Origin of the sequence: Zhongshania sp. R06B22, assembly GCF_040892595.1 — a bacterium.
Lineage (GTDB): Bacteria > Pseudomonadota > Gammaproteobacteria > Pseudomonadales > Spongiibacteraceae > Spongiibacter > Spongiibacter arctica.
Map to the genome: position 1 here is coordinate 1933331 of NZ_JBFRYB010000001.1, position 23301 is coordinate 1956631.

Sequence of the window (23301 nt, forward strand, 5' to 3'; positions counted from 1 at the left end):
TTTATGAAAGCGGCCAGCTGAAAATAGCCTTTCAGACACAATGTGTAAGCTTGAGCTATCTCTTTACTCTCCGCCTGATAATAAGTGCTTGAATGATGGTGTCCCCGATGCGATTCGAACGCATGACCTTTCACTTCATACCACTATGACTTTCATCACCAGCACAAGGCTGTTTGTGGTCTGGACTTTCTCTTCACCGTAGACGCACCTTAAAAGGTGTTTGTCCGTAGGCGCTACCCGTCAAGTCTCTGCACGTTCCACCTTTTTAAGGGTGGCTTCGCTCAGGATTGCCACCGATGTCAATAAATGACTCGCTGAGGTTTCCCTGAGTTTGAGTAGATTCACTCCCAATGTTTCCAGCGGGGTGCCCAATTTTTATACAACTAGGAGGCGAATGCTCTATCCAGCTGAGCTACGAGGACGTATTCGGGAATGATACCATGCGATGAAATTAAATTGAACGCAGTCAACTAGTTGGCGCTGTCCCTTTGAGCAAATTTAAGTAAAAATCTCGGCGGCCTAGCTTTTCGCAGATCTTGATGCCCAGCAAAAAATAACAGTGTGAAAATGGCGCAAAGACCGCTTTTAAGAAACGGGCCGTCGGCAACGTTGGCGCCCAAGCAAAGATCCCCACGCTAATAATGGAATGGCAAGAAGGCGCGCTATTCAGGCGGCTGCGCCAAGCTGGGTGCTTCTAGCTCGCGCTATACAATGACCATAAAGCAAATTTTGACAGCTATAAATCACACCATAAATCACTCCGCAATTTATCCATTGATAGGCCTCAGCTCTGCTTTGAATACTGGCCCTACTTTCGCATTTTTTATCCTCCTTATATTTTTAATATGTTGTTTCATCGTACTTGAGTAGCGCCCAAAAGTTACTTTGGAGTATATGCAACTACACCATTACATGTTATTTGTGCAATAGGTGCGGAGGCGAGTGTCGACTGCCCTTAAACTAGTGATATATCAGCCAGCAGGGGTGGCTTGTTTGGCTAGATTATTTCAACTACGTCATATAAAAATAATAGAGGTAGCGCTGTGAAGAAGCAGAGTTTTTTAGCATTTTTGGCCGTGTATTGGGTGTTTGCTAGCCTAGCTACATTTACGCCGTTGTTTAGTACACCGACCTTTGCCCAGTTAGAAGAGGTCATCGTCACTGCTAGGCGGCGCGAAGAGAGCCTTCAAAATACGCCAATATCAGTATCCGCCATAGGCGCGTCTGACTTACGGGACGCGGGGATTACCTCGCTCTCAGATCTAAAAAGTATTGTTCCCAACCTTCAGGTCGCGCCCACTGCCACCAAGAGTCAGGCGATATTTATTCGTGGCATTGGTCAGCGTGCATCAACCCCGGAACTTGATCCCGGTGTGGGCCAATACTTGAATGGTATTTTTATTGCGCGCCAAGATTCACAGTTACTGGATGCGGTAGACGTACAAAGTATTCAGGTTTTGCGAGGGCCGCAGGGGACCTTGTTTGGTAAAAACAATACCGGTGGCGCGATGCTGGTCACAACGGTAAAACCAAGTTTCGATAGCTGGACGGCTAATAGTACGGTGACGGTCGGTTCCCATGGACGTCAAGATATTAAAGCTTCGGTCAATATTCCCCTGCTCGAGAACCGCATGGGTATTCGCCTCAGCGCCACGGTTCGTCGCCTAGAGGGCTATTTTAAGAATATTGTCGATGGTAGCCGTTTCGCTGATGAAGACCGTCAAGCCATAGCAGTGCGTTTTCTTTGGGATATCAACGATGATCTTCAGCTCGATACTTTTTCATTTTGGAGTATGCAGGATGAGAAGGGGCAGGCGAATAATTGCCAAGTGATTAATGCCGAAGCCGCGGCGGCCACATTTTTCGTCCCCGGCCAGCCTGATAATTATGCCCAGCGCTGTAAGCAACAAGAAAACTTAGCGGAGAACCGCGAGGTCGCCATCAATACCGACGCTAGCTTCTATCGGCAGCAGTCGCAGTTGCATGGGGTAAAGCTAATTTGGGGACTGGGGCCGCTGGATCTGGAATCTATTACCGCTTATAGCCGCCAGTACGATCTGGGTAAACAGGAAGATATCGACGGCAGTGATTTCAGTCTAGTACCCAATGGCGAGCGGCTTGCCTTGCGGGCGCTCGATGCCGCTGGTATTGATCATGATCAAGAGGAGCGCTACCAGATTAGCCAAGAGTTGAAGTTTAACGGTCGATTTCTGGATGATAAATTAGACCTAACCTTTGGCGCGTTTTACTCCGCTGAACGAATTGATGGCTTCGCTTATCCGCAAATCATTGGTGCCAACGGCGTTCTGGGTATACCGCCTAGCTTTCTTCTAGCTAGCACTACGAGCATAAGTCTGCCGAGTGTGGATCTGCTGGCTGCGGCAACCAATACCTTGGTTTTGCCCTTGCTCTCGGCGTCGGTAAATTTGAGCTTTATAGAGAACGATACCCGTGCGGTCTTTATTCAGGGAAGCTACGACTTAAGTCGGGATCTTCAGCTCACCTTAGGTATTCGATACACCGAGGACGACAAGCAGCGAGAGGTGGTCTTATACAATGCTGATTTCGATGCATTTGGGCAGCGTGAGGGTCTAATCCATGCCCAGGGCGGAATCTATAATCCCGTGCCTAGGCCGGTCTTTGACAATATTAACTTCGCCTTGCCGATTCCGTTTTTAGCGCCGGTGAGCACTGAAGCTGAGCGCTCATTTGACCAGCTTTCTCCGGCATTTACCTTGAACTATGACTGGGGAGGTGATGGTATTGATAGTGTGTCGGTGGACAGCTTGATGACCTATCTGACTATCAGTGAAGGCTATAAGTCGGGAGGTTTGGGTTTGCGTGGCCGCAGGCTTAACGAATTTGAGCCAGAGGTTGTTGAGAATAGCGAAATCGGTTTTAAGCTGGAGGCGCTGTCTTCTCGCCTGCGACTCAATGGCGCTATTTACCGTATGGATTACGACCAAATTCAAGTGCAGCAGGCTGAAACGGGGCCGAACGGGCCTACCGATGTCATTTTGTTTTTGGATAATGCCGGTTCGGCGGTGGTTCAGGGTGCTGAGCTAGAGGCGACGCTGCTGTTAAATGCCATGCAGATCAATGCTAATCTGGGTTACACCGATGCCTATTATCGTGACTACACGGTTTTTCTCGCAGATGGTTCAAGCTATGATCGCAGCGCTGAGCCCTTTGCCGTGGTGCCTGAGAATACTCGCTCGCTGGCGATTCAATATCGATGGGAAACTCCGCTAGGGATGGTGATTCCGCGGCTTCACTACTCTTACCGCTCTGAGATATTTGTGGGTTTAGACGCCAAGGCAAATCTCTATCAGGGTGCCACGCTTGGCGCGCAAGAACTCTATAATGCGCGGCTAACATGGCTGCCCGATGACAGGCTGCGGGTCGCTTTGTATGTTAATAATTTGAAGGATTCCCTGTTCTTCGGCGGCGGTGTGGCATTGGGTGATAATCTCGGCACCACGACAAAAGCACAAGTTCCGCCGCGCCATTACGGCTTAGAAGTGTCGTATAGCTGGGATTGATTTATGGTCTTGATTCAAAAGAATGAGATCACCGTCAATGATGCTGTTCAGGAGGCGCGGGCAAGCGCCCTGGAGCTGGCGGCCATGGCAAAAATACACCGAGATAACCATAGTGCCATGGATAACTGCAGTATTGAACGCAGCTGGCTGGCCAGTGCGGGCACCTATGTGTATCACAGTCATATTGCCATCACCGGACAATCTCTTGAGCGTTTTACGTGGCTAAGCAGGACGTTTTTTCATTCGGCCGCGCTGCCCATTCAGCCTTGGTATAGTGAATTTCAGGGTGGCAAATGCCTTGCCCTTTGCTTGCCACCGCAAGACGGCGTTGATGATCATCAGCTGTGTTGGGGGCGATTTGATTTAGGCATGCCGGCCCCAAGATATTATCGCCAGCTGGTGTCTTTGCTGCGGCCAACAGAGAGCACTGCCGTCATTGTTGCGCGGTCTGTAAACCAAGGGCCGCCGCTGCCTGATGGCGCTCGACTTGCCTATACAGTAAGTCCAAATGGCGAAGTGTTATTCTGGGAAAATAACTGTCTGCACTGGCACCACATTTGTTATACACCTGGCGCCGGTATTCTTGCCGGGCGATTTGATCGCTACTTTATCAATATGCTTCGCTGCTTGCGTCTGGATCAACTTGAGCGCAATACCTATCGAAAGGAAGCAGAGCAATTGCGGGATTGGCTGCAATCACCAAACCCGGAATATGATTTAGCCTAGCTAGGCGACGAGAGTCCGGTTTGAGTGGGGTAGGGGCGCGGGAAGGTCGCCAGCTATGAGATTATTTTCTGCGCAACTTATGATACTAAAGGTTGGCTATACGTGGGCTCTATATCCCAGGGGAAATGAATCCAGGTGTCTTGGCTAAATTCGCGCACAAAGTGTTCGGTCAGTGCCTTGGCCTGAGGTTTGGCGTAAATCGTCACAAAGCAGGCTTTGGGTAGTAGTTCCTTGGCAATTTTGGCCGTGCCGCCGGTATCGACCAAGTCATCTACTAGTAGGTAGCCGTCACCATCGCCTTCCACTGTTTTAAGAATACTCATTTTGCCTTGTTGGTCGTGGTCGTAGCTGGCGATACACAGAGTATCCACAACGCGTAAATTCAATTCTCTAGCCAAGATGGCGCCGGGGACTAGACCACCGCGGGCAATACTAATAATGCCTTTCCAGCGCTTTGTGGTGAGTTTACGGGCTAACTCGCGGGTGTCGCGGTGGAGTTCATCCCATGATAAATAGTAAACGGGGGGCTTACCGTCTGACATGCTGCTAGCCTTCTACGGGGTCAAAGGTGGCAGATTGTGCCGCATGGATGCTGTCATCGCAAGGCTTTAGGGAAGGCTCTGGATTTAGTCTAGGATTGTGCCTACTAGCCTCTTAGTCGTCGTGGTCAATATTTTGACTTGTTATGATTTTTCGGGAGGCTAGCATCCTTGCGTGGCCCTTCCCGAAAAATACAATCTCGCGCTTAGAAGCTGAGGGTCAAATCCATACCATAACTTTTCGGTTCACCGAAGTATGCTGCCTGATAGGCGCCCAAGCTAATCGAATGCACTTTATATTCTTCATCGGCTAAGTTGCGCCCCCACAGCGCAAGGCTTAGCTTGGCAGAACCAAGCGCAATATCAGATAGCGCTACCCGCGTATTCAATAGACCATAGTCATCGAGGAAAAAACCGGACATATCATCATTAAACGCCGTGCCGTAACGCTCGTCTGTCCACTGATAGTCTACGCTAGCAGTCAGCATTATCGGTCCGGCACCTAGGCCGCGCTGATATTCAAAACCAACGGTGTAGTTGTGTTCTGGGGCGTAGGGCATCTCAGCTTGATCTGCAACATTCTCACCTTCGGTGGCGCTGCCGCTGCGCTGATCAATATATTCAACAAAGTCTGCATCGGTGTAGCCGTAGGACAGTTGCATGGTCAAGCCCGGCAGTAACACGGCCATAACATCCAGTTCAAAGCCGTCTATTTGGGCCTCACCCACATTGAAGACGTCGGTTAAAAAGATGGTGGCGTTATTGGTTATTTGCTGAAGCTGCATGTCTTGGTAGTCGGCGTGGAACAGCGCGGCATTGACACTGATGCGATTGTTTAGCCAGTTGGATTTAAGTCCCAGCTCGTACGACACCATATGTTCTTCATCGAATGGTGGGGTAAAACCATCCTCGGTGCTGCGCACATTATAGCCGCCGGATTTATAGGCGGTAACGACTTTGGCAAAGGTGTTAATGTTGTCATTCCAACTGTAATCCGCTGTTAAACTAGGATTAAAGTTACTCCACTCGTCGCTATCTGATTGCTCGCCATTAGTGAAATACACTGCACTGTCTTTCCGCGCCGCGCGCTTATCCACGGTGTAGCGACCTCCCAAGGTAATGTCTAAATCGTGATTCAGTTGCGCGGGCGACCAGGTCACTTGCCCATAGGCCGCATAGGCCTCGGAGCTTGAGTAGATCTGCCTATCTTCTAAGGTTATGGTCACAAAGGACGGCGGCACTAAAGGGTTAGGGGGGACAGGCGCCGGCGCTGGAATCGGCACGGTGTCGGTTTCTTTCTCGACACCGTGTTCTTTGAAGTAATAGAGTCCTGCAACATAGCGCCAAGATTCGCCAGCGTCGCCGACGAATTGGAATTCCTGCGAAACCTGATCCTGTTCGATGCCGACCCGGATTTTAAAACCGGGCAAGCCGCCACCGTAGTCCTGCACAATATCTTCAGCCAATTCGCGGTAGGCAGTGATTGACTTCAGTTGTCCCCAGGGGGTGTCGAAACTGGCAATTAAACTATGGCCGCTCAGTTCAGTATTACTGGGTTCAACACCGCCATTCCAGCTTCCGCTATCGCTGCGTTGTTCACTTGCCGGTATAGCATTTCCAGTTGATGATGTGGTTTGATAAAAATGCTGCGGCCCATCAATATTTGAAAAATCATAGGCGTAATCAATAACAAGGCGCTCGCTGGCATCCCAGCGTAAGACCGCCCGGCCAGCCTGCTTTTCTTCCTCGCCAAAGTTCTTGCCGGCACCAGTATTTTCAACCCAGCCGTCATGGCCAGACTCTAGATAACTTAATTTACCGGTAAACTGACCGACTCTGCCGCTCTCTATTTTACTCAGCGAGCGCCAATAGTCGCGGTTGCCCACGCTAAATTGCTGGCTAATGGCAAAGTCTTCCGCCGGTTTGGCGGTGATTAAATTTATCGCCCCGCCGGTCGTATTACGGCCGTACAGCGTGCCCTGGGGCCCGCGTAACACTTCGATGCGCTCCAGATCGGCGACATCGCTGGTTAAGCCAATACTCCGCGCCACGTATACACCGTCCAGATAGATACCAACGGCGGGATCTTGGGTCGACTGGCTGTCGTTATTGCCCACCCCGCGCATGAACACCACTAGGGAGCTGCGGCTATTAGGAAAAGGGGTGATGGTGACATTGGGCGCCAAGCCGGCGACATCGCCCAAGTCACTAATACCGAAGCGCGCTAGCCGTTCGCTGGAAAAGGCCAGCATAGAAATAGGGGTATCCTGAAGCGAGCTCTCGCGCTTCTCAGCGGTAACCAGAATCTCTTCTAAGGTCAAATCACTGGCGGCCATGGATGTGAGCGGCATGGCGCCGAGGATTGCTGCCGTTAACACCGACATATAAGGGATCGACTTGGACATTTTACATTCTCTTATTATTTAAATTTAACGGCAGCAAAAGTCTAGCAGGCCAATTAGCGGGCGAGTATCGCAAGCTATCTAGGGCTTCGCCTATCGTTCGTTTGAGTGGGAAGTGAGAAGGGGGTATAGCTGTGACTGGACGCGAACACGCGCCCTGTCACTAAGGTGTCATGCCGACTCAGGCTATAGGGCTGCTGCAACACTGCCGTAAATACTTCCCAAGACCAGTACGATAGTTGCCAGACCACCAATGGCAAAGCCTGCACCGCGCTTCTCTGCTGCGGCTAAATAGCCTTTGCAGTATAGGGCGCGCCCCAGTACAAAGACCAAACCCAAGCCCGCAGCAACCGCCGCACTGACGTATGTAGCAAAAATCCACATGGCGGGTATCACCACGACCATTTGCTCAAGGGTATTTAGCTGCACACGCAGCATCCGCTCAAGCTTGGGGTCGCCCGTCATAGCCGGGGCCTGAATGCCGGATTTGCCGCGGGTAGCACCGACCATCATGATAAAAACCAAGTACTCCAATAATATAATGCCGATTACTGCCGCCACGATTGCCATTTTTATTATCCTCATCATTATAAAAGTGAATCATCCTAATCCTGCCGGGCTTTAAACAAAAGCACTGAGTGCTGGTTTAGCAAATATCGCGCAGCAGCAGTAAATCGCTGATAGTCGAGTGGTAAAACGGGCTTGGCGAATGGTGATAATAAGTGAGCATTGCCACCGCTGCTGCTATAGTCAATAAAATGACACTTTATGTTAATAATTAAATATGGGTGATAGCTTGGCCTCTGCTCGACATATTCTTAAATTTGCGGTGTTTGCACCGGAGCCCCTCGCAGGGCGATTACAAAGTATTCTAATGTCATTGGGCGATTACGATATATGTACCGACATCGCTGAGCTGAAGCCAGCGGACTGTGCGGCCATTTTTACAAGTGGCCTTAGCGCTGCACAAAGTCGGTGGCTGGGCGTCACATCGCTGCCTAAGGTACTTATACTGCCAAGCGATAGGCTGGACACTAAGTCGGCTGAAGAGCTGGTATTGGGAAGTGATTTTTACTACCAAGATGTGCTCGAAGTCTTATACCGACTGCGGCTAGGTAGGGATACGTCTCAGAGTGGCGGCGTAGCCAAAAAAGATCGTTTAGTTGGTATTAGCCCTGCGGTTGCGGAGTTGCGACGCTTGTCCACACAGGTGGCAGACAAGGCGGTGACGGTGTTGATAACCGGGCCCTCAGGCGCAGGTAAAGAAGTGGTGGCCCGCTCTCTACACGACTTATCTTGCCGGCGAGATGCCCCTTTTGTCCCAATTAATTGCGGCGCCATTCCGCGCGAGTTACTAGAAAGCGAATTGTTTGGTCACGAGCGGGGTGCATTTACCGGGGCAATATCTAGCAGGGCCGGGCGATTTGAGCTGGCTGAGGGCGGAACCTTATTTCTAGATGAAATTGGGGATATGCCCCTGGACATGCAAGTGAAGATTCTGCGGGTAATTCAGGAGCGGACGTTTGAACGGGTGGGTTCGGATAAAACGCGCAGCGCCGATGTAAGGATAATTGCGGCAACCCATCGTAATTTAGAGGCGATGATTGAGTCCGGTCAGTTTCGTGAAGATCTCTATTACCGGATAAATGTATTTCCCTTGAGCGTGCCCGGGCTTGCCGAGCGGGCAGAGGATATTCCTCACCTGATTCGCGCCTTGGCGAAACAATTAGAAACCGAGGGCTTGGGGCGTTTGCGCCTTGCAGACTCGGCTATACGCTCTTTATGCGCTCATGGCTGGTCTGGCAATATTCGCGAGTTGGCGAATTTATTGGAACGTCTGGTGATTATGTACCCAGATCAGGTGGTCGGTTTTATCGATTTACCTGAAAACTACCGCTACCGTGATGACGGTTGGCGACCGCCAATATTAGCGGAGTCTGACACGGTGGCGGAAGCCGGCACCAGCCTGCCGGCGCTACCTGCAGCGGGAATAAATATGAAAGACTATTTTCAGGACGTCGAGCGGCAGTGGATATCGCAGGCCCTGAGTGTCCACGAGGGCGTGGTGAGCAAGGCGGCCCTGCATTTGGGGCTGAGAAGAACCACGCTGATTGAGAAAATGCGCAAATTAGGTATTCAGCCTTAGCTTACAATACACCAAACACTTCGATCCAATTGCCGTCGGGGTCGGCAATAAAACCAAAGCCGATGCCATCTGCAAATGCGGTTACGTCTACCGGGATCTCGACGCCATTGGCTTTTAGTTCGGTGAACCAGGCTGATAAGCCGTTTACACCCATCGATATATAGCGATAGCCTTTGGCGCTGAACCCGCCGCCGGCGATAACGTCTGCTGCTGGGGCTTCGTCGTAGCTAACGAGTTTTATGATGGCGCCGCCAAGATGGTAGCGATGCATAATGCCGCCGGAAAACGATAGCTCAGACTCATATTTCAGACCAAGTGTCTCACCATAGAAGGCCCGCATTGTGGCCATATTGGTGGTGACAATACCAACTTCTATGCTGTCACTGAGTAGCTGAGGAGGCATGCTGAGATCCTTTTGTTTATTATTTTTAGCTGTTGTGAATTTAGCTAGGTAATAGATGGTAATTGAAGCGTGGGCTAAGTGTGAAGCCTAATAGCAATGCGCGAGCTAACATGGTGTTAGGTGCTAAATTATTGAACTACTTGCTGCTACGCACCTGATAATTTGACGGTATAGCCTTTGCTTTCTAGTAAGGTTTTGAGTGCTTGACGTTGATCGCCCTGGAATTCCATCTCATTGTCCTTAATTGCGCCGCCGGTGCTGAGTTTTTGGCGAAGCTCTTTGCCCAAGGTCTTCAGTTCGCCAGCGCTTATCAATACGCCGCTCACAATACTCACGCCTTTTCCCTTGCGGCCCTTAGTTTCACGGCGAATGCGCACGATACCGTCACCGCTGGGGGCGGTGTTATCCACGTTTTTACAGACGCACTCGGTGCTGGCTTGGCCACAATCGGGGCAGCGGCGGCCAAGATCAGTTGAGTAAACAAGTCTAGACACGATTTTCTCCTATTTTGTGCTGCGATGATTATAATGGCTTCGCCCGCTTAAGGGTGATTTGAGTCTTAGTTTTTAAGGGAGCCTTAAATGGCCGATGATGTATCCGCTCAGCTTATCGACGTACAAACCCAGTTGACGTTTCAAGAAGATTTGCTTAACGCGCTGAATGATCGCGTAGTGGCCCAAGATCTTGAAATAAGGAACTTGCGGCGCACGCTAGAATTGCTCCACGAGCAGATGAAACAAAAAAACACCTCCGGTGAAGATGCCCAATTTGTCGATTCTGAGCGGCCACCTCATTACTAAGCGACGTGTGGCGTGTTAAAAAATAGCGGAGCGTAGATTTATAAGAAAGACGAGAAGCGTGGAATGCCTGCGACAAGACCGATTTCGTCTTGTCGCAGGATGTGTCGCGGTGGTGTTACTTAATCATTGTGACTTCTTCCGCCTGCGGTCCTTTTTCACCCTCAGTAAGAATGAATTCCACAGTTTGCCCTTCGTTTAGACTGCGACGCCCTCGGCCTTGGCCGCGGATTGAGCGAAAGTGAACAAAGACATCGCCACCGGCGTCGCGGGTGATAAAGCCATAGCCCTTGCTAACGTTAAACCATTTAACTGTTCCGCGCTCGCGCTGACTTTTAAATTTGTCGGCAAGCGTTGGCAGTTTGGGTGATAGTAGCATTCCGAGTAATATTGCGATTGTGATGATGGCGGCAGAGAGTGGGTTGCCGGCATCGACGCCTGTTAACTGCAGCGCTGCAATGCTTGAAAAGCTTAGGATGGCCAAAAATATAATTCTAATTATCAGTAACATATAAATCCAAAAATAGCTGAAAGTGGAAAGAACCTAATCGTATTTAGCGAGTGGTGTTTTACCCGCGCGTCATTATAGCACTCGTATACGATGGCGTCGCGGCTACTGGGGTTTGTGAAGTTGGCGCGGCAATCGCCCTGAATCTATTAGGTAATAGTGCCGATGTGTGCTCAACTCTGCGGTGTGCTAAGGGAAATTACGAATAGTGCTTGACCGCGTCAAATCGCACTATAGAAGGCCCTTCAAGGATGGGGTTAAGCAGTTTACACGTGTGGTGAATGGGGGCATGTTGATGCGTGACTGGATTGATTCCAGAGAGAGTAAGCAAAGCGCTAGAAAGCATCGTCTCATACTCAATATTGCTATTGCAGCGCTCTGTGTATTGATACTCATTTTGGCAGTATCTCAAGCATATCTTCTCAGTAAGGCTGAGTCGGGTTCTAGTTCGGCTTTATCCCAATTGCAGTTGAGAGAGACGGCGCTATTTGAGCTCGACACGGCGCTTGCGCGTGGCAATGTCTTCCATGAGTTCGCTGCCGCTTATCTTATGAATGACTCACCTCAAGTCAATATCATTCGAAGTCGTTTTATCGCAGGACGCGAGATACTACTGAGTGATGTTTTTGCATCATTTCCCCAGCCGATCGTCCGGGACTTGGTTCGTCTGCTCGATGTCTATTCTTCTTATCAATCTCGGGCCTCCGAATCTTTAATTAGCGTTTCCGCACCTTTAAATCCTCAGGTCGATGCCCAAAAAATAGTTATTGGCTTACAGGCGTTGCGGGCGTATGAGCAAGAGTGGCTGTCGGCTTTGGCTATATCGGTACTTGATCAGCAAGTGCGCTGGCATCAACAGACCCAATTTATATTTAGCTTGCTATTGCTGTGCTTGTTGCCATTGGCGGTGGGTATCCATTTTGCGAGAAAGTTCGCCAAGGAGCATCAGGGCATGCTCGATACCAGCGAGTATTTTAACCGCCTTATCAACACCTTGCCGGGCATTGTGCTGTTGACAGATCGCAGCGGGCACATTCTGTTGGCCAGCGAGTCTGCAGCAAAATTTCTAATGTACCCCTGTGAGCAATTATCACGCATGGATATGCTGAGCTTGTTGCCAAAGCGTTTTCGGCAGCAATACAAGTTGTTTAGTAATAACTATATGGACGGCAGTGCTGAGCGAGGTGGTCAGCGGGTCAAGGGGCGCGAACTCTTAATCTTGAATTCAGAGGGGGTCGAGATACCGGTCGAGCTGTATTTCGGTGATTTTGATACCACGGATGGCCAGGTGGTCGTGGTGTGTCTGCAAGATGTGTCTGAGCGTCGAGACTTATATCAAAAATATCAGCATTCGCAGAAGCGTTTTGAGATGGCAATGATGGCATCGCGAGACGGTCTGTGGGACTGGGATATGATAAACGGTTCGGTATTTTTTAGCCCTGCATGGCTAAATATGATTGGTATTAAAGGTGGCCAGCCGCTCGATGGCCGTGCGGTGTTTGATGCCAGTATTCACCCGGATGACCGAGTACGTGTTAGGCAAGCTATTGAAGATTTTCTAAAAAGCGACGATACAGTGTTCCGCGATGAGCACCGTTTACGCCGTATAGATGGCAGTGTCTGCGATGCAGTGACCCGTGCTTGTGCACAACGCGACAGCTCCGGTCAGGTTATTCGTATTGTCGGGATGCATTCAGACGTTACCCACTTTAAGGAAGCAGAGCGTGAGGTACGGCGTTTAAACCGCAACCTTGAAGACCGGGTTCGCTTGCGCACTCAGCAATTGGAGTCTGCGGTGATGCAAGCCGAGAAGGCTAGCCGCACTAAGGCGACCTTTTTGAGTGTTATGGGGCATGAAGTACGCACGCCCATGAACGGCGTTATTGGCATGGCTGATTTGTTAAGTAAAACAAAGCTAGATCGTGAACAGTGGATGATGGTTGATACGGTGCGGCGCTCGTCCATGAGTTTGCTGGCTACCCTCGATAATATATTGGATTATTCTGCATTGGATTCTGGTGATGTGGAGCTGGAAGTAGAAAGTATCCAATTGGCTGAATTTGTTGAGGGCGTGGCCGACGAATTTGCCGACAGCGCAGCTAAGAATAAAATTCGCTTTATTCTATATATTGACCCTGCGGTACCCGCCGCGGTCTTCGCTGATGCCACTCGGCTGCGTAAAATTTTGGTGAACCTATTAGGTAATGCCATAAAATTTACCAAGTCTCGGTCTGGCGACGGGCTGCTTCAGTTGCGCCTGAGTGTTGCAGAGACAGAAGCTGCGACTCGTCAAAACATCACTTTTGAAGTGATAGACAATGGCGTAGGCGTATCGGAAGAGATGCGCTCGCAGCTATTCAGTCCCTTCATGCTGGAAGAGAATAGCCGAGCCCGTCGCTTTGGTGGCACGGGGCTGGGTTTAGCAATTACCACCCGATTGCTGGATTTAATGGGAGGTGAGATAGCCTTAGACGACGATCACCTTGAGGGCAGTCGCTTTGTGTTTTCTATTCCTTTTACGGTTGATACCACGTCGAAACGCATTGTGGTTGGCGGGGACATAGTCGTATTTGCCAGCATGGGCGATGATTTGTTAAAAGAATCGGTGCGGGCCGCATTAGCGCTGGGCGGACAAGAGGTATCTTGGGTGATTTCTGCGGCAGATTTGGCTGAGCAATTGTCGACAATAAAGCAGGACAATGTCGTACTGATCTTAGGTCATGATGCCGATAGCGACTTGCTTGAATACTGCAAAACTCAGGCGGTGAGGACGATTTGTATTGCCCCCAGGCCAAGTCGGCTTAACTCCCGCGACCCAAGAAAAGTTTATAGCGATCCTTTGTTGCCATCTGCTTTGGCTAGGGCAGTTGAGTATCGGCCGCGATTAATGCTAGAAAAATTTTAGCGGTATTCTCGCTAGATAAAACACAACTTGCCGCGCGGCCAGTATTGATGGCTGTGAGAGCTTTGTCAGTGATCAGACTTTGGTCACGTCTTCGGCCTGAAGCCCCTTTGGTCCGTTAATTAGGTTGAATTCAACAGCTTGCCCTTCGTCTAGAGTGCGATAGCCTTCGCCGCGAATAGAGCGAAAATGGACGAAGACGTCATTGTCTTCGCTGTTGCTAATAAACCCGAAGCCTTTGGCGTTGTTGAACCACTTAACCGTACCGGAAACTCGGTCGCTCATTGCTCTTCCTCATTGCGTTGTTAAACAAATAGCTAGGGTGAAAAACGGATAGATTTGTGAAGATCGAAATTTTGCTGTTTAAGGTAAATAAAACGGTCTGGGTGCTGGGGAACGTGGGGGGATTGGCCGCAATGCAGTGATTACTGCTTGGCCGGGGCGCTGTATTTATCAGCGAGTTGTCTCTGCTTGCGACCATTACATTACAGCGGATATCAGACTTGTTGTGAGCTCTACTATAGCGCCTTTAGGTGTTTTGTCTATGCCTTAGGGTTTTATAGTAGAGCGCTGCGGACAGGATGATATTCGAGCTGCTTGGCCTTGGTGCATTGAAAGCTGGCAAGAATAGGGCATTTATGTCTAATAAATAATCCATTCCAGCCAGCTATGGGCTTGGCCTATTGCCCGCACTGATACTTACATAGCGCATCAACAGCCATTTAGTGGATGCTTACAATGCTTTAATCGTTTGCATTTGTTCACTTAGCTTTGCCATTGCAGCTTGCTGGCCAGCTAGTTTCTCCTGCTCTTTAGCCACAACATCGGCTGGTGCCTTGTCTAAGAATCCAGCGTTGCTGAGCTTGCCTTGTAGGCGTTGGATCTCTTTGTTTAGCTTTTGGACTTCTTTCTCTAGGCGGATAATTTCTGCCGCTTTATCGATTAGGCCCGACATTGGAACTAGTACTTCCATGGTGCCTACTAACTGAGTCGCAGACATCGGCGCTTCGTCATTGACGGCCAGCCATTGAATGTCATCGAGTTTGGCGAGCTTGGCAAGAGATTGGCGATGACTGCTTAAACGTCGCAGATCCTCGTCGCTGCCATTCTTTAGCAGTAAGGTCAGCGCTTTTGAGGGGGGCACATTCATCTCACCGCGAATATTGCGGATGGCGAGAATTACGTGCTTCAGCCATTCGACATCAGCTATGGCGTCGTCGTCTATTTTTTCACTGGCGGCCAAGGGATAGGCTTGCAGCATAATGGTGTCGGTGCCGGCACTGAATGCAACACCAGCGATGGGGGCAACCCGCTGCCAGATTTCCTCAGTGATGAAGGGCATAAATGGGTGGGTCATTCTCAGGGTGGCTTCTAGTACCCGAATTAGTGTTTGGCGAGTGCCGCGTTTGGCGTCAGCACTGGCGTTGTCATCCCACAATACCGGTTTAGAAAGCTCCAGATACCAATCGCAATAGTCGTTCCATATGAATTCATAAATTGCTTGGGACGCGTGATCGAGCCGATAGGCTGCCATTGCATTGGCAATGGTTTGCTCGGTTTGCTGCAGGCGAGAAATAATCCAGCGGTCGGCGAGACTCAGTTCCACAGCTTCGCCATTCACACCGCAGTCTTGCTCTTCGGTGTTCATGAGCACGTAGCGGGCGGCGTTCCAAATTTTATTACAGAAATTGCGATAACCTTCTAAGCGGCGCATATCCCAGTTGATATCGCGACCGGTCGAGGCCAGTGAAAATAGGGTGAAGCGCAGGGCGTCGGTGCCGTGGGCGCCAATACCCTCGGGGAATGTGCTGCGGGTGGCCTTGGCGATTTTTTCTGCCAGCTGCGGCTGCATCATATTGCCGCAGCGCTTCTCCAGTAGTGCGTCCAGTTCAATGCCGTCGATCATATCTAGTGGGTCTAATACATTACCCTTGGACTTAGACATTTTTTGGCCCTGTTCGTCGCGAATTAGGCCGGTGATGTAAACGGTTTTAAACGGTACTTGCGCATCACCGTTTTCGTCTTTATTGAAATGCATGGTCATCATTATCATTCTGGCAACCCAGAAGAAAATGATGTCAAAGCCGGTGACTAATACGTCGGTAGGGTGGAAATTTTTGAGGCGCTCAGTTTGCTCCGGCCAGCCTAGGGTGCCAAAGGTCCATAGTGCAGAGCTGAACCAGGTGTCGAGTACATCGTCGTCTTGCTTGAGTTCCAGACTCGCCGGTAGTTGGTATTTCGCCCGGGCTTCCGCTTCATCGCGAGCGACGTAGATATTGCCTTCAGCGTCATACCATGCGGGAATGCGGTGTCCCCACCATAGCTGACGAGAAATACACCAGTCTTGAATGTCGCGCATCCAGCTAAAATACATATTCTCGTATTGCTTGGGCACAAACTCAATGCGACCGTCTTCAACCGCCTCAATGGCGGGCTTGGCCAATGCGGCGGTGGCGACAAACCACTGGTCGGTGAGCATAGGCTCAATCACTAGACCGGAACGGTCTCCGCGCGGAACCTTAAGCGCGTGATCGTCTACTTTTTCGAGCAGGCCAAGGGTGTCTAAATCGGCGACAATGGCTTTGCGGGCGACATAGCGATCCAGCGTGGCATAGCTTGCGGGCACCATTTTATCGAGGTCGGTATTTTCTGAGCTGTCGCTATTGAAAATTTCTGCTTCGCTGCGAATGGCGGCGTCTTTGTCGAGGATATTAATCATCGGCAATTTATGGCGCTGGCCTACGGCATAATCATTGAAGTCGTGGGCGGGGGTGATCTTGACGCAGCCGGTGCCAAATTCGCGGTCAACATAGTCGTCTGCAACGATGGGAATTTTGCGGTCTACTAACGGCAGGGTAATGAACTTGCCGATCAGTGAGGCATAGCGTTCGTCTTTGGGATTAACCGCAACAGCAGTATCGCCAAGCATGGTTTCTGGTCGGGTGGTGGCAACCACTAAGTAGGTTTTACCGTCCGCGGTCGTTTCACCGTCGGCCAATGGGTAGCGGAAATGCCACATAAAGCCTTTTTCATCAGTGTTTTCGACTTCCAAGTCTGAGATGGCGGTGTGGAGTTTTGGGTCCCAGTTAACTAGGCGCTTGCCGCGGTAAATGAGCTTGTCATCATATAGCCGCACAAACACTTCTTGTACTGCTTTGTAGAAGCCATCATCCATGGTGAAGCGTTCATGGTTCCAGTCTACCGACGCGCCCAGACGCCGAAGCTGCCGAGTGATGGTGCCGCCAGATTCTTCCTTCCATTCCCACACTTTATCTAGAAATGCGTCGCGGCCGAGATCGTGACGAGTTTGGCCAGTTTCAGCAGCGAGTTTGCGCTCGACTAGCATTTGGGTAGCGATGCCTGCGTGATCGGTGCCAACCTGCCAAAGGGTGTTGTGGCCTTGCATGCGGTGGTAGCGGGTGAGGGCGTCCATGATCGAGTCTTGGAAAGCATGCCCCATATGCAAACTGCCGGTGACGTTTGGCGGCGGGATCATGATGCTGTAAGGGTCGCCCTTGCCCTGAGGCGCGAAATAGCCTTTTTCTTCCCAGTTTTGGTACCACTTGGTTTCGATATCTGCGGGCTGAAATGTCTTGTCCATTGAGTCTCTGCGGCGTGTTAGCCTGATGTTTTAGGTGGTGTTAATGGCGCCGCGCGTGCTGATCGACATTATCGGTCAGCGTGGAGGCTTGGCGATTAAAAAAGTGCTTAAGTATACTGAGTTTTGGGCGGGCTGGCTAAAAAGAAAGTCGCATTTGCGGTGTTAGTTGTCGCTGTGAAGTTGAGAGTGCCAGCGCTGTAGAATGACATTGTCCAAGCTCAATAGTCGCTTGCGCAGCTCCGCTTCTATTTCTGGCATCATCGAGTCGATGACTTCCTGCATAAATATTTCGCGTCCGTAGTCGCCATCGCCGGAATAGTTGCTATCAAAGCTTGGCGTTGATTTTCTTGCATCGACACTAACGTCAGTATCGTTAGCAAAGTGGAGTGGTGAGTCGTCGATCAGGGTGTTGCCATATTCATTAGCTATTGTGTCGGCGGTGAAAGCCCCAGTGCCTGCATTGTCAGCGGCCATGTTTTCAGTTTCTAGATCATTAGTTTCTAGGACCACAGAGTCTTGAACTCTGGAATCTAAAAGCCCGTCATCGACATCGTCCTCAATAATATCGTCAAGCAGTGGGATCGCGGCCAAGTCGACACCGTGTTGCTTATGTAATACCGCTTTAAGTTCTTCCAGTTCACCCAGCAGAGGGCCTTTTTCCGTTGCCATTGGGAATTAACCTGTGATGGTGTGAGTTTTTAATGGATAGCCGCGATCTTTATAGAAACTATAACGCTCGCGCGATGCGCTCAGGCTGTCGTCTTGCTGGCTGACAATTTCGGCTAGGCGTTTAAAGCGGCTGAAGAAAGTAGGCACTTCCTTGGCGAGATTGACCAGCACGTCGCAGTGTTCACCGGCGTGCTCACCGCAACCTATTAGCACTGGGTTAAGGTCTGCGGGGTGACTGCTGTGGGGAATGAAGCTCTCGTCGCGATACTGCCAAAGCATGGCGTCTAGGGCTTCAGTGGCGTCGACATCATCACAATGTAAATACACCTGATGGCCCGCGCGCCAGGCTTTCTCGGTGAGGCGGCAAGCGTAATGCATTGCCGCCTCGGCACTCATAAGACTGAGTATATGGAAGTCAATTCGCGTCATGGCCCAGCGCCTATTAACCTGCCTTGCTTGCAAGATACTGGCACAGCAGGCCAACAGGGCGTCCAGTGGCGCCTTTGTTTGCACCGCCTATCCAGGCTGCACCGGCAATATCGAGATGCGCCCAACGGTAATCTTTGGTGAAGCGAGACAAGAAACATGCTGCGGTGACACTGCCGGCTTCAGGCCCGCCAATATTGGCCATATCGGCAAAGTTGCTGTCTAGCTGGCTTTGGTAATCATCCCACAGGGGCATATGCCATGCGCGGTCTTGGGCAAGTCGACCTTGCTCTAGCAATTCTGCGGCAAAGCCGTCGTCATTACTGAACAAGCCGCTAGCGTGTTTGCCTAAAGCCACCACGCAGGCGCCCGTTAGGGTGGCGATATCAATGACTGAGGCAGGCTTAAATTTGCCGGCGTAGGTGAGGGCGTCGCACAGAACGAGGCGACCTTCGGCGTCAGTATTGAGGACCTCAATCGTCTGTCCCGACATACTAGTGACAACATCGCCGGGTTTGGTGGCTTTGCCACTAGGCATGTTTTCAGCTGCGGCGATAATACCGATGACATTTAGCTTGATGTCCATGTTTGCCACCGCGTTTAAGGTACCAAGAACACTGGCGGCGCCGCACATATCGTATTTCATTTCATCCATTTTCGCGCCGGGCTTTAGGCTAATGCCACCGGTGTCGAAGGTGACACCTTTGCCGACTAAGACATGGGGTTTATCAGATTTTTTGCTGCCCTTATATTCCATGACAATAAGTTGCGCGGGCTGATCGGAACCAGCGGAGACTGATAGCAAGGAGTGCATGCCCAATTGCGCCATTTTCTTTTCGTCGAGTACGCTGACGGTGACCGATTCGAACTTGCGTCCCAATGCCCGCGCTTCACTAGCAAGATAATTTGGCGTGCAAATATTGCCGGGTAGGTCGCCCAAGTCGCAGGCCACATTAATACCCTTGCCGATACTGGCGCCAATGTGAACGGCGCGGCGATTAGCGTCGGTGTTCGCGCTCTGCAGTGTTAAGCGGCGAATAGACAGGGCAGGCTTGGGTTTACTAACGGTGGCAGTGTAGCGATAGCCAGCGGTGGTGATGAGTTGAGCGATGCGCTGTAACTGCCAAGGCGCGTTGCGATCAGCTACGCTGATACTATCGATCATCATGCTGATGTCTTTGCAGCCTGCACTGGCGGTAGCATTAATCGCAGCAGTGATGATTTTGTCAAATTCGCTGTCTTTAAGGTCAGCGTTCTCACCTTTGCCAATAATTAATAAGCGTGGCGCTTTTAGCCCGCTAACCGCGGGTAAGTAGAGCGATTCAGCGATTTTGCCACTGAAGTCGCCACGATTGATGATTTTAGTGATGGCGCCGCCCGTGGCGGAGTCTGCGGCCTTGGCGATATCTGTGCTCAGCGAGCGATCAACGATGAGGATTAGGCAATCGGTGTTTACAGTAGTGACATCTTTACAGGGCTTTAGACTAATTTGCATGGATATACTCGCAGACAGTGGGCAGATTGGTGATAATGCACGCCGTTATATTATTACTTGATCGTTGAGGCGTTACACGCCGCGTTATATTAACGCTTACTCGCAAGTCAGTATAAGGCTGTATTCTGGCCTTAGTGTAAAGGGTATCATCGTGGCGTGAAATAGTTAGTGCGGGTCTGATTAATGACTAGGCTGGGTATTTTTAGTGTCGGCGGTGGATGGAAACGATTTTTATTTTCTTGATAGGCCTGTGTCTGGCGCTTTGGCCGGATTTAAATTAGCTGCGGATACGGTATTAATTAGAATTTACGAGTATATAAAGTTACGGTGCTGTCATTGTGATTGATTGCCGTCAGGGGTGGTGGAGATATGGTTGATTTTATTTAGGTACCTCACTAGCGAAATGCTAAAGACGGTTTTCGCCGTTACGCTGACCTTGCTTGTTATTATTATGAGCGGACGTTTTGTGAAATACCTTGGTCAGGTAGCGTCGGGAGACTTTGCCCCAGATGTACTGTTTTTGGTAATGATGTACCGCCTGCCAAACTTTCTTGAAGTGGTGCTGCCCCTGGGATTGTTTATCGGCATCCTACTCTCATACGGTCGTCTATACGTCGACAGTGAGATGACCGTCATGAGCGCCTGCGGCTTGAGTCGGCGGCGTTTACTGACCTATACCTTAATCCCAAGTTTGATTGCTGCCGGTATCGTGGCGTACATCAGTTTGGTGGTAACTCCCTCTGGTATTCAGGCCTACGTAGAGCTATTGGCAAAAAGTCGCTCTGAGGTAGGTGTAAAGGCGGCGGTAGAGGGCCGCTTTCGATTAGATAAAGCTAGCGGCCGGGTGACGTATATCGAAAGAGCCGATCGCGATGATCAGACGATGCAGGGGGTGTTTATCGCCCAGCCTGAGCCCATTGTCGATGGCGGCCGGCCGCTAATATCACTAGTCACCGCGGCGCAGGGCCGCTTTGAAATCGACGAGAAATCGGGTCAGCGCTACTTGGTATTAGATGACGGTGTGCGTTATGTGGGCCAATCTGGGTTTATGGATTACCAAGTGACCAGCTTTGGTCAACTTGATCAGTTGATTCGAGATTCTGAGGCAAAAACCTATAGGCAAGAGTTAGATGGCAAGGACTCCGCGGAGCTGTGGGGCTCGTCAGAACTTGAGGATATCGCAGCTATACAGTGGCGGATTTCTTTGGGCTTATTGGTGCCGATAGCGGCGCTTATTGCTGTGTCGCTAAGTAAAACCAATCATCGCCGTGGTCGCTACGGCAAGATGTTTCCCGCCTTTATGATTTATATGGTGTATTTGGTTTGCTTAAATGCGATTCGCGATTCCATTGCTAAAGGGGTATGGCCGGTATTTCCCGGTATGTGGATTGTGCATGCCGCGTTCTTATTGCTGGGTTTGGTTTTGCTTTACTGGGACAGCATGTTGCGACACTGGTGGCTGAACTGGAGACGTCACCGTGGCTAAACTCAATCGCTATATAGGGAGAACCGTTGCCGGTGCCATAATTATGGTGCTGTTTGTGATCGTTGGTTTAGATCTTCTGTCAGAGCTTATCGATGGACTGAAAGAGGTGCGGGGTGACTATACCTTTGTAGCGGTACTTAAATATGTGGGTCTTACGTCACCGGGAAGTTTTTACGATTATTTACCATTTGCCGCCTTGGTAGGTTGTTTGGCGGGTTTGGGGTCACTGGCGAGTAGTAGTGAATTAATTGTGATGCGCGCCGCCGGAGTTTCTACCCGTCAGCTGGTATTTGCGGTGATTAAACCGACCTTGGCAATCACCTTGTTGGGCCTGGTCGTGGCGGAATATGTTGCGCCGGTGTCCCAGCAAATCGCCGAAAGCCAGCGCGCCGTTGCCTTGCAAAAAACACATTCTATTCACTCTCGGCACGGCATGTGGCATCGCGAGGGCCAGCAGTTTATGCACTTTAATGCGGTGCAGCCCAATGGAGTGTTGTTTGGTGTCAGTATTTTTAGTTTTAACCAAGAGCGCCAATTAGAACGCAATATCTTTGCCGAGCGGGCGCATTATATAGACGGCGACTGGACATTAGAGGCGGTAAAAATTGTCGACCTCGGACCTAAGGGCGCCACCTATGAGTTTATTCCGCAGCTGCCTTGGGACACCGGTCTGTCGCCGGAACTATTGAATATTTTGGTCTTGGATCCCAAGGATTTGTCGATAAGTGGTCTGTGGCGATATGCTCAATATTTGAATAAGCAGGGCTTGAACGCGGGCGATTATGAACTGGCGTTTTGGAATAAATTACTACAACCGCTCACCATTATGGGCATGGTCTTAATCGCGATTTCCTTTATCTTTGGCCCCTTGCGCAATGTCACCATGGGGTTTCGGGTGTTTGTCGGGGTGATGGTGGGAATTGTATTTAGAACTCTACAAGATATTCTTGGGCCGTCCAGTATGGTCTATGGCTTTGATCCGATTTACGCCAGTTTATTGCCCATCGTGCTATGTTTTATTGCGGGCACCTATATGCTCATGAAAAAGGCCTAGGTTTTTTTGGCCTTTTTCTTGTCTTTGGGTATTGAGCGCAAGACGGTTTTAGACGCGCGATCATGCCAAGAGCGGTTGTCGCGATCTAGCCAGATCCACCAGTAGCCCAGTCCGCCGGCGGCAAGAGAGATACCCGCGACTAATACTCTAATAACGCACTGCGTCCAGCTGGGTTGCTCGCCATTGAGGTTTTCCAGTTTAATCCGCCATGCTTGCATACCCAGTGTTTGGCCACTCTTTCGCCAGAAAAAGCCATAAAAAATAATAATCAATACCATTAAGTATCCGCGGTAAATCCATCCCTGCAAGGGGATGTCTAGTTCGTGGACTACGCTATTATTTGCGGGGCTAGCAACAAAGGATTCTGGACTGAGGAAATACGCAGGAATCAGGGTAGCAACAAACAGGACCGCAAATAGCAGGAATACGTCGTAGACAATCGCGGCAATACGCCGAAATACCCCCGGTGGCCCTTCCCTGTGCTCAGAAAGGGAGTCATTGGCGGCCATAGGCGCAGCGCCTTTATTCGATACGGGCTTAGAATGTCGAGATTTTGGAGGCATTGGCAGCAGGTCCAGAGCAGAAACCGCCGCATTGTAACAGGG

Annotated in this window: 19 protein-coding genes; 7 read left to right on the forward strand and 12 right to left on the reverse strand. The window is 50.4% G+C overall.

What is annotated here, in order from left to right:
- Positions 1–1043: 1043 nt before the first annotated feature.
- The gene (locus AB4875_RS08790; protein ID WP_368375689.1) at positions 1044–3542 is read left to right on the forward strand and encodes a TonB-dependent receptor; all 2499 of its coding nucleotides are present in this window, start codon (positions 1044–1046) and stop codon (positions 3540–3542) included.
- A 3-nt stretch (positions 3543–3545) separates the two neighbouring features.
- Entirely contained in the window at positions 3546–4268 is a 723-nt protein-coding gene (locus AB4875_RS08795; protein WP_368375690.1) for a hypothetical protein, read from the forward strand.
- Between the two features lie 77 nt (positions 4269–4345).
- On the opposite strand, the gene gpt is transcribed toward AB4875_RS08795, so the two are convergent.
- From gpt to AB4875_RS08810, 3 genes are all read right to left on the reverse strand, one after another.
- Positions 4346–4810 (reverse strand): xanthine phosphoribosyltransferase, encoded by a 465-nt coding sequence (gene gpt, locus AB4875_RS08800; protein ID WP_368375691.1) that lies wholly within the window; start codon positions 4808–4810, stop codon positions 4346–4348.
- Between the two features lie 203 nt (positions 4811–5013).
- The gene (locus AB4875_RS08805) at positions 5014–7212 is read right to left on the reverse strand and encodes a TonB-dependent receptor (RefSeq protein WP_368375692.1); all 2199 of its coding nucleotides are present in this window, start codon (positions 7210–7212) and stop codon (positions 5014–5016) included.
- Positions 7213–7395: 183 nt separating this feature from the next.
- The gene (locus tag AB4875_RS08810; protein WP_368375693.1) at positions 7396–7779 is read right to left on the reverse strand and encodes an MAPEG family protein; all 384 of its coding nucleotides are present in this window, start codon (positions 7777–7779) and stop codon (positions 7396–7398) included.
- A gap of 214 nt (positions 7780–7993) precedes the next feature.
- Between AB4875_RS08810 and AB4875_RS08815 the strand changes: the two genes are divergently transcribed.
- Positions 7994–9355 (forward strand): sigma-54 interaction domain-containing protein, encoded by a 1362-nt coding sequence (locus AB4875_RS08815; RefSeq protein WP_368375694.1) that lies wholly within the window; start codon positions 7994–7996, stop codon positions 9353–9355.
- 1 nt (position 9356) lies between these two features.
- Here the strand turns inward: AB4875_RS08815 and AB4875_RS08820 are convergent, their stop codons facing one another.
- Together AB4875_RS08820 and AB4875_RS08825 are read right to left on the reverse strand one after the other, a co-directional pair.
- Positions 9357–9758: a VOC family protein gene (locus tag AB4875_RS08820; protein WP_368375695.1), complete on the reverse strand. Its 402-nt coding sequence runs from the start codon at positions 9756–9758 to the stop codon at positions 9357–9359.
- 146 nt (positions 9759–9904) lie between these two features.
- Positions 9905–10252, reverse strand: a complete 348-nt coding sequence (locus AB4875_RS08825; protein WP_368375696.1) for an SUI1 family translation initiation factor — start codon at positions 10250–10252, stop codon at positions 9905–9907.
- An 87-nt stretch (positions 10253–10339) separates the two neighbouring features.
- Between AB4875_RS08825 and AB4875_RS08830 the strand changes: the two genes are divergently transcribed.
- Positions 10340–10558 carry a SlyX family protein gene (locus AB4875_RS08830; RefSeq protein ID WP_368375697.1) on the forward strand — a complete coding sequence of 73 codons (219 nt, stop codon included), beginning with the start codon at positions 10340–10342 and terminating at the stop codon, positions 10556–10558.
- A 115-nt stretch (positions 10559–10673) separates the two neighbouring features.
- Here the strand turns inward: AB4875_RS08830 and AB4875_RS08835 are convergent, their stop codons facing one another.
- Entirely contained in the window at positions 10674–10934 is a 261-nt protein-coding gene (locus AB4875_RS08835) for a cold-shock protein (protein ID WP_368377061.1), read from the reverse strand.
- Positions 10935–11358: 424 nt separating this feature from the next.
- Here AB4875_RS08835 and AB4875_RS08840 point away from each other — a divergent pair, with 424 nt between their 5' ends.
- On the forward strand, positions 11359–13968 hold the full coding sequence (locus tag AB4875_RS08840; RefSeq protein WP_368375698.1) for a PAS domain-containing sensor histidine kinase: 2610 nt from the start codon (positions 11359–11361) through the stop codon (positions 13966–13968).
- A gap of 72 nt (positions 13969–14040) precedes the next feature.
- Here the strand turns inward: AB4875_RS08840 and AB4875_RS08845 are convergent, their stop codons facing one another.
- From AB4875_RS08845 to AB4875_RS08865, 5 genes are all read right to left on the reverse strand, one after another.
- Complete coding sequence (locus tag AB4875_RS08845) at positions 14041–14250, reverse strand: cold-shock protein (protein ID WP_368375699.1); 210 nt, start codon at positions 14248–14250, stop codon at positions 14041–14043.
- 448 nt (positions 14251–14698) lie between these two features.
- Positions 14699–17566, reverse strand: a complete 2868-nt coding sequence (locus tag AB4875_RS08850; RefSeq protein ID WP_368375700.1) for a valine--tRNA ligase — start codon at positions 17564–17566, stop codon at positions 14699–14701.
- Between the two features lie 162 nt (positions 17567–17728).
- A complete protein-coding gene (locus AB4875_RS08855; protein ID WP_368375701.1) occupies positions 17729–18235 on the reverse strand; it encodes a hypothetical protein in 507 nt (168 codons plus the stop codon).
- 6 nt (positions 18236–18241) lie between these two features.
- Positions 18242–18664 (reverse strand): DNA polymerase III subunit chi, encoded by a 423-nt coding sequence (locus tag AB4875_RS08860; protein WP_368375702.1) that lies wholly within the window; start codon positions 18662–18664, stop codon positions 18242–18244.
- Between the two features lie 13 nt (positions 18665–18677).
- Positions 18678–20156, reverse strand: a complete 1479-nt coding sequence (locus AB4875_RS08865; protein ID WP_368375703.1) for a leucyl aminopeptidase — start codon at positions 20154–20156, stop codon at positions 18678–18680.
- Between the two features lie 373 nt (positions 20157–20529).
- On the opposite strand from AB4875_RS08865, the gene lptF reads away from it, so the two are divergent.
- On the forward strand, positions 20530–21642 hold the full coding sequence (gene lptF / locus AB4875_RS08870) for an LPS export ABC transporter permease LptF (protein WP_368375704.1): 1113 nt from the start codon (positions 20530–20532) through the stop codon (positions 21640–21642).
- Positions 21635–22696, forward strand: coding sequence for an LPS export ABC transporter permease LptG (lptG, locus tag AB4875_RS08875; RefSeq protein WP_368375705.1), 1062 nt, complete (start codon positions 21635–21637; stop codon positions 22694–22696). Before lptF ends, lptG begins: the two co-directional genes overlap by 8 nt.
- Here lptG and AB4875_RS08880 read toward each other — a convergent pair.
- Positions 22693–23259, reverse strand: a complete 567-nt coding sequence (locus AB4875_RS08880; protein ID WP_368375706.1) for an RDD family protein — start codon at positions 23257–23259, stop codon at positions 22693–22695. The two genes, lptG and AB4875_RS08880, sit on opposite strands and share 4 nt — an antisense overlap.
- Positions 23260–23301 lie beyond the last annotated feature (42 nt).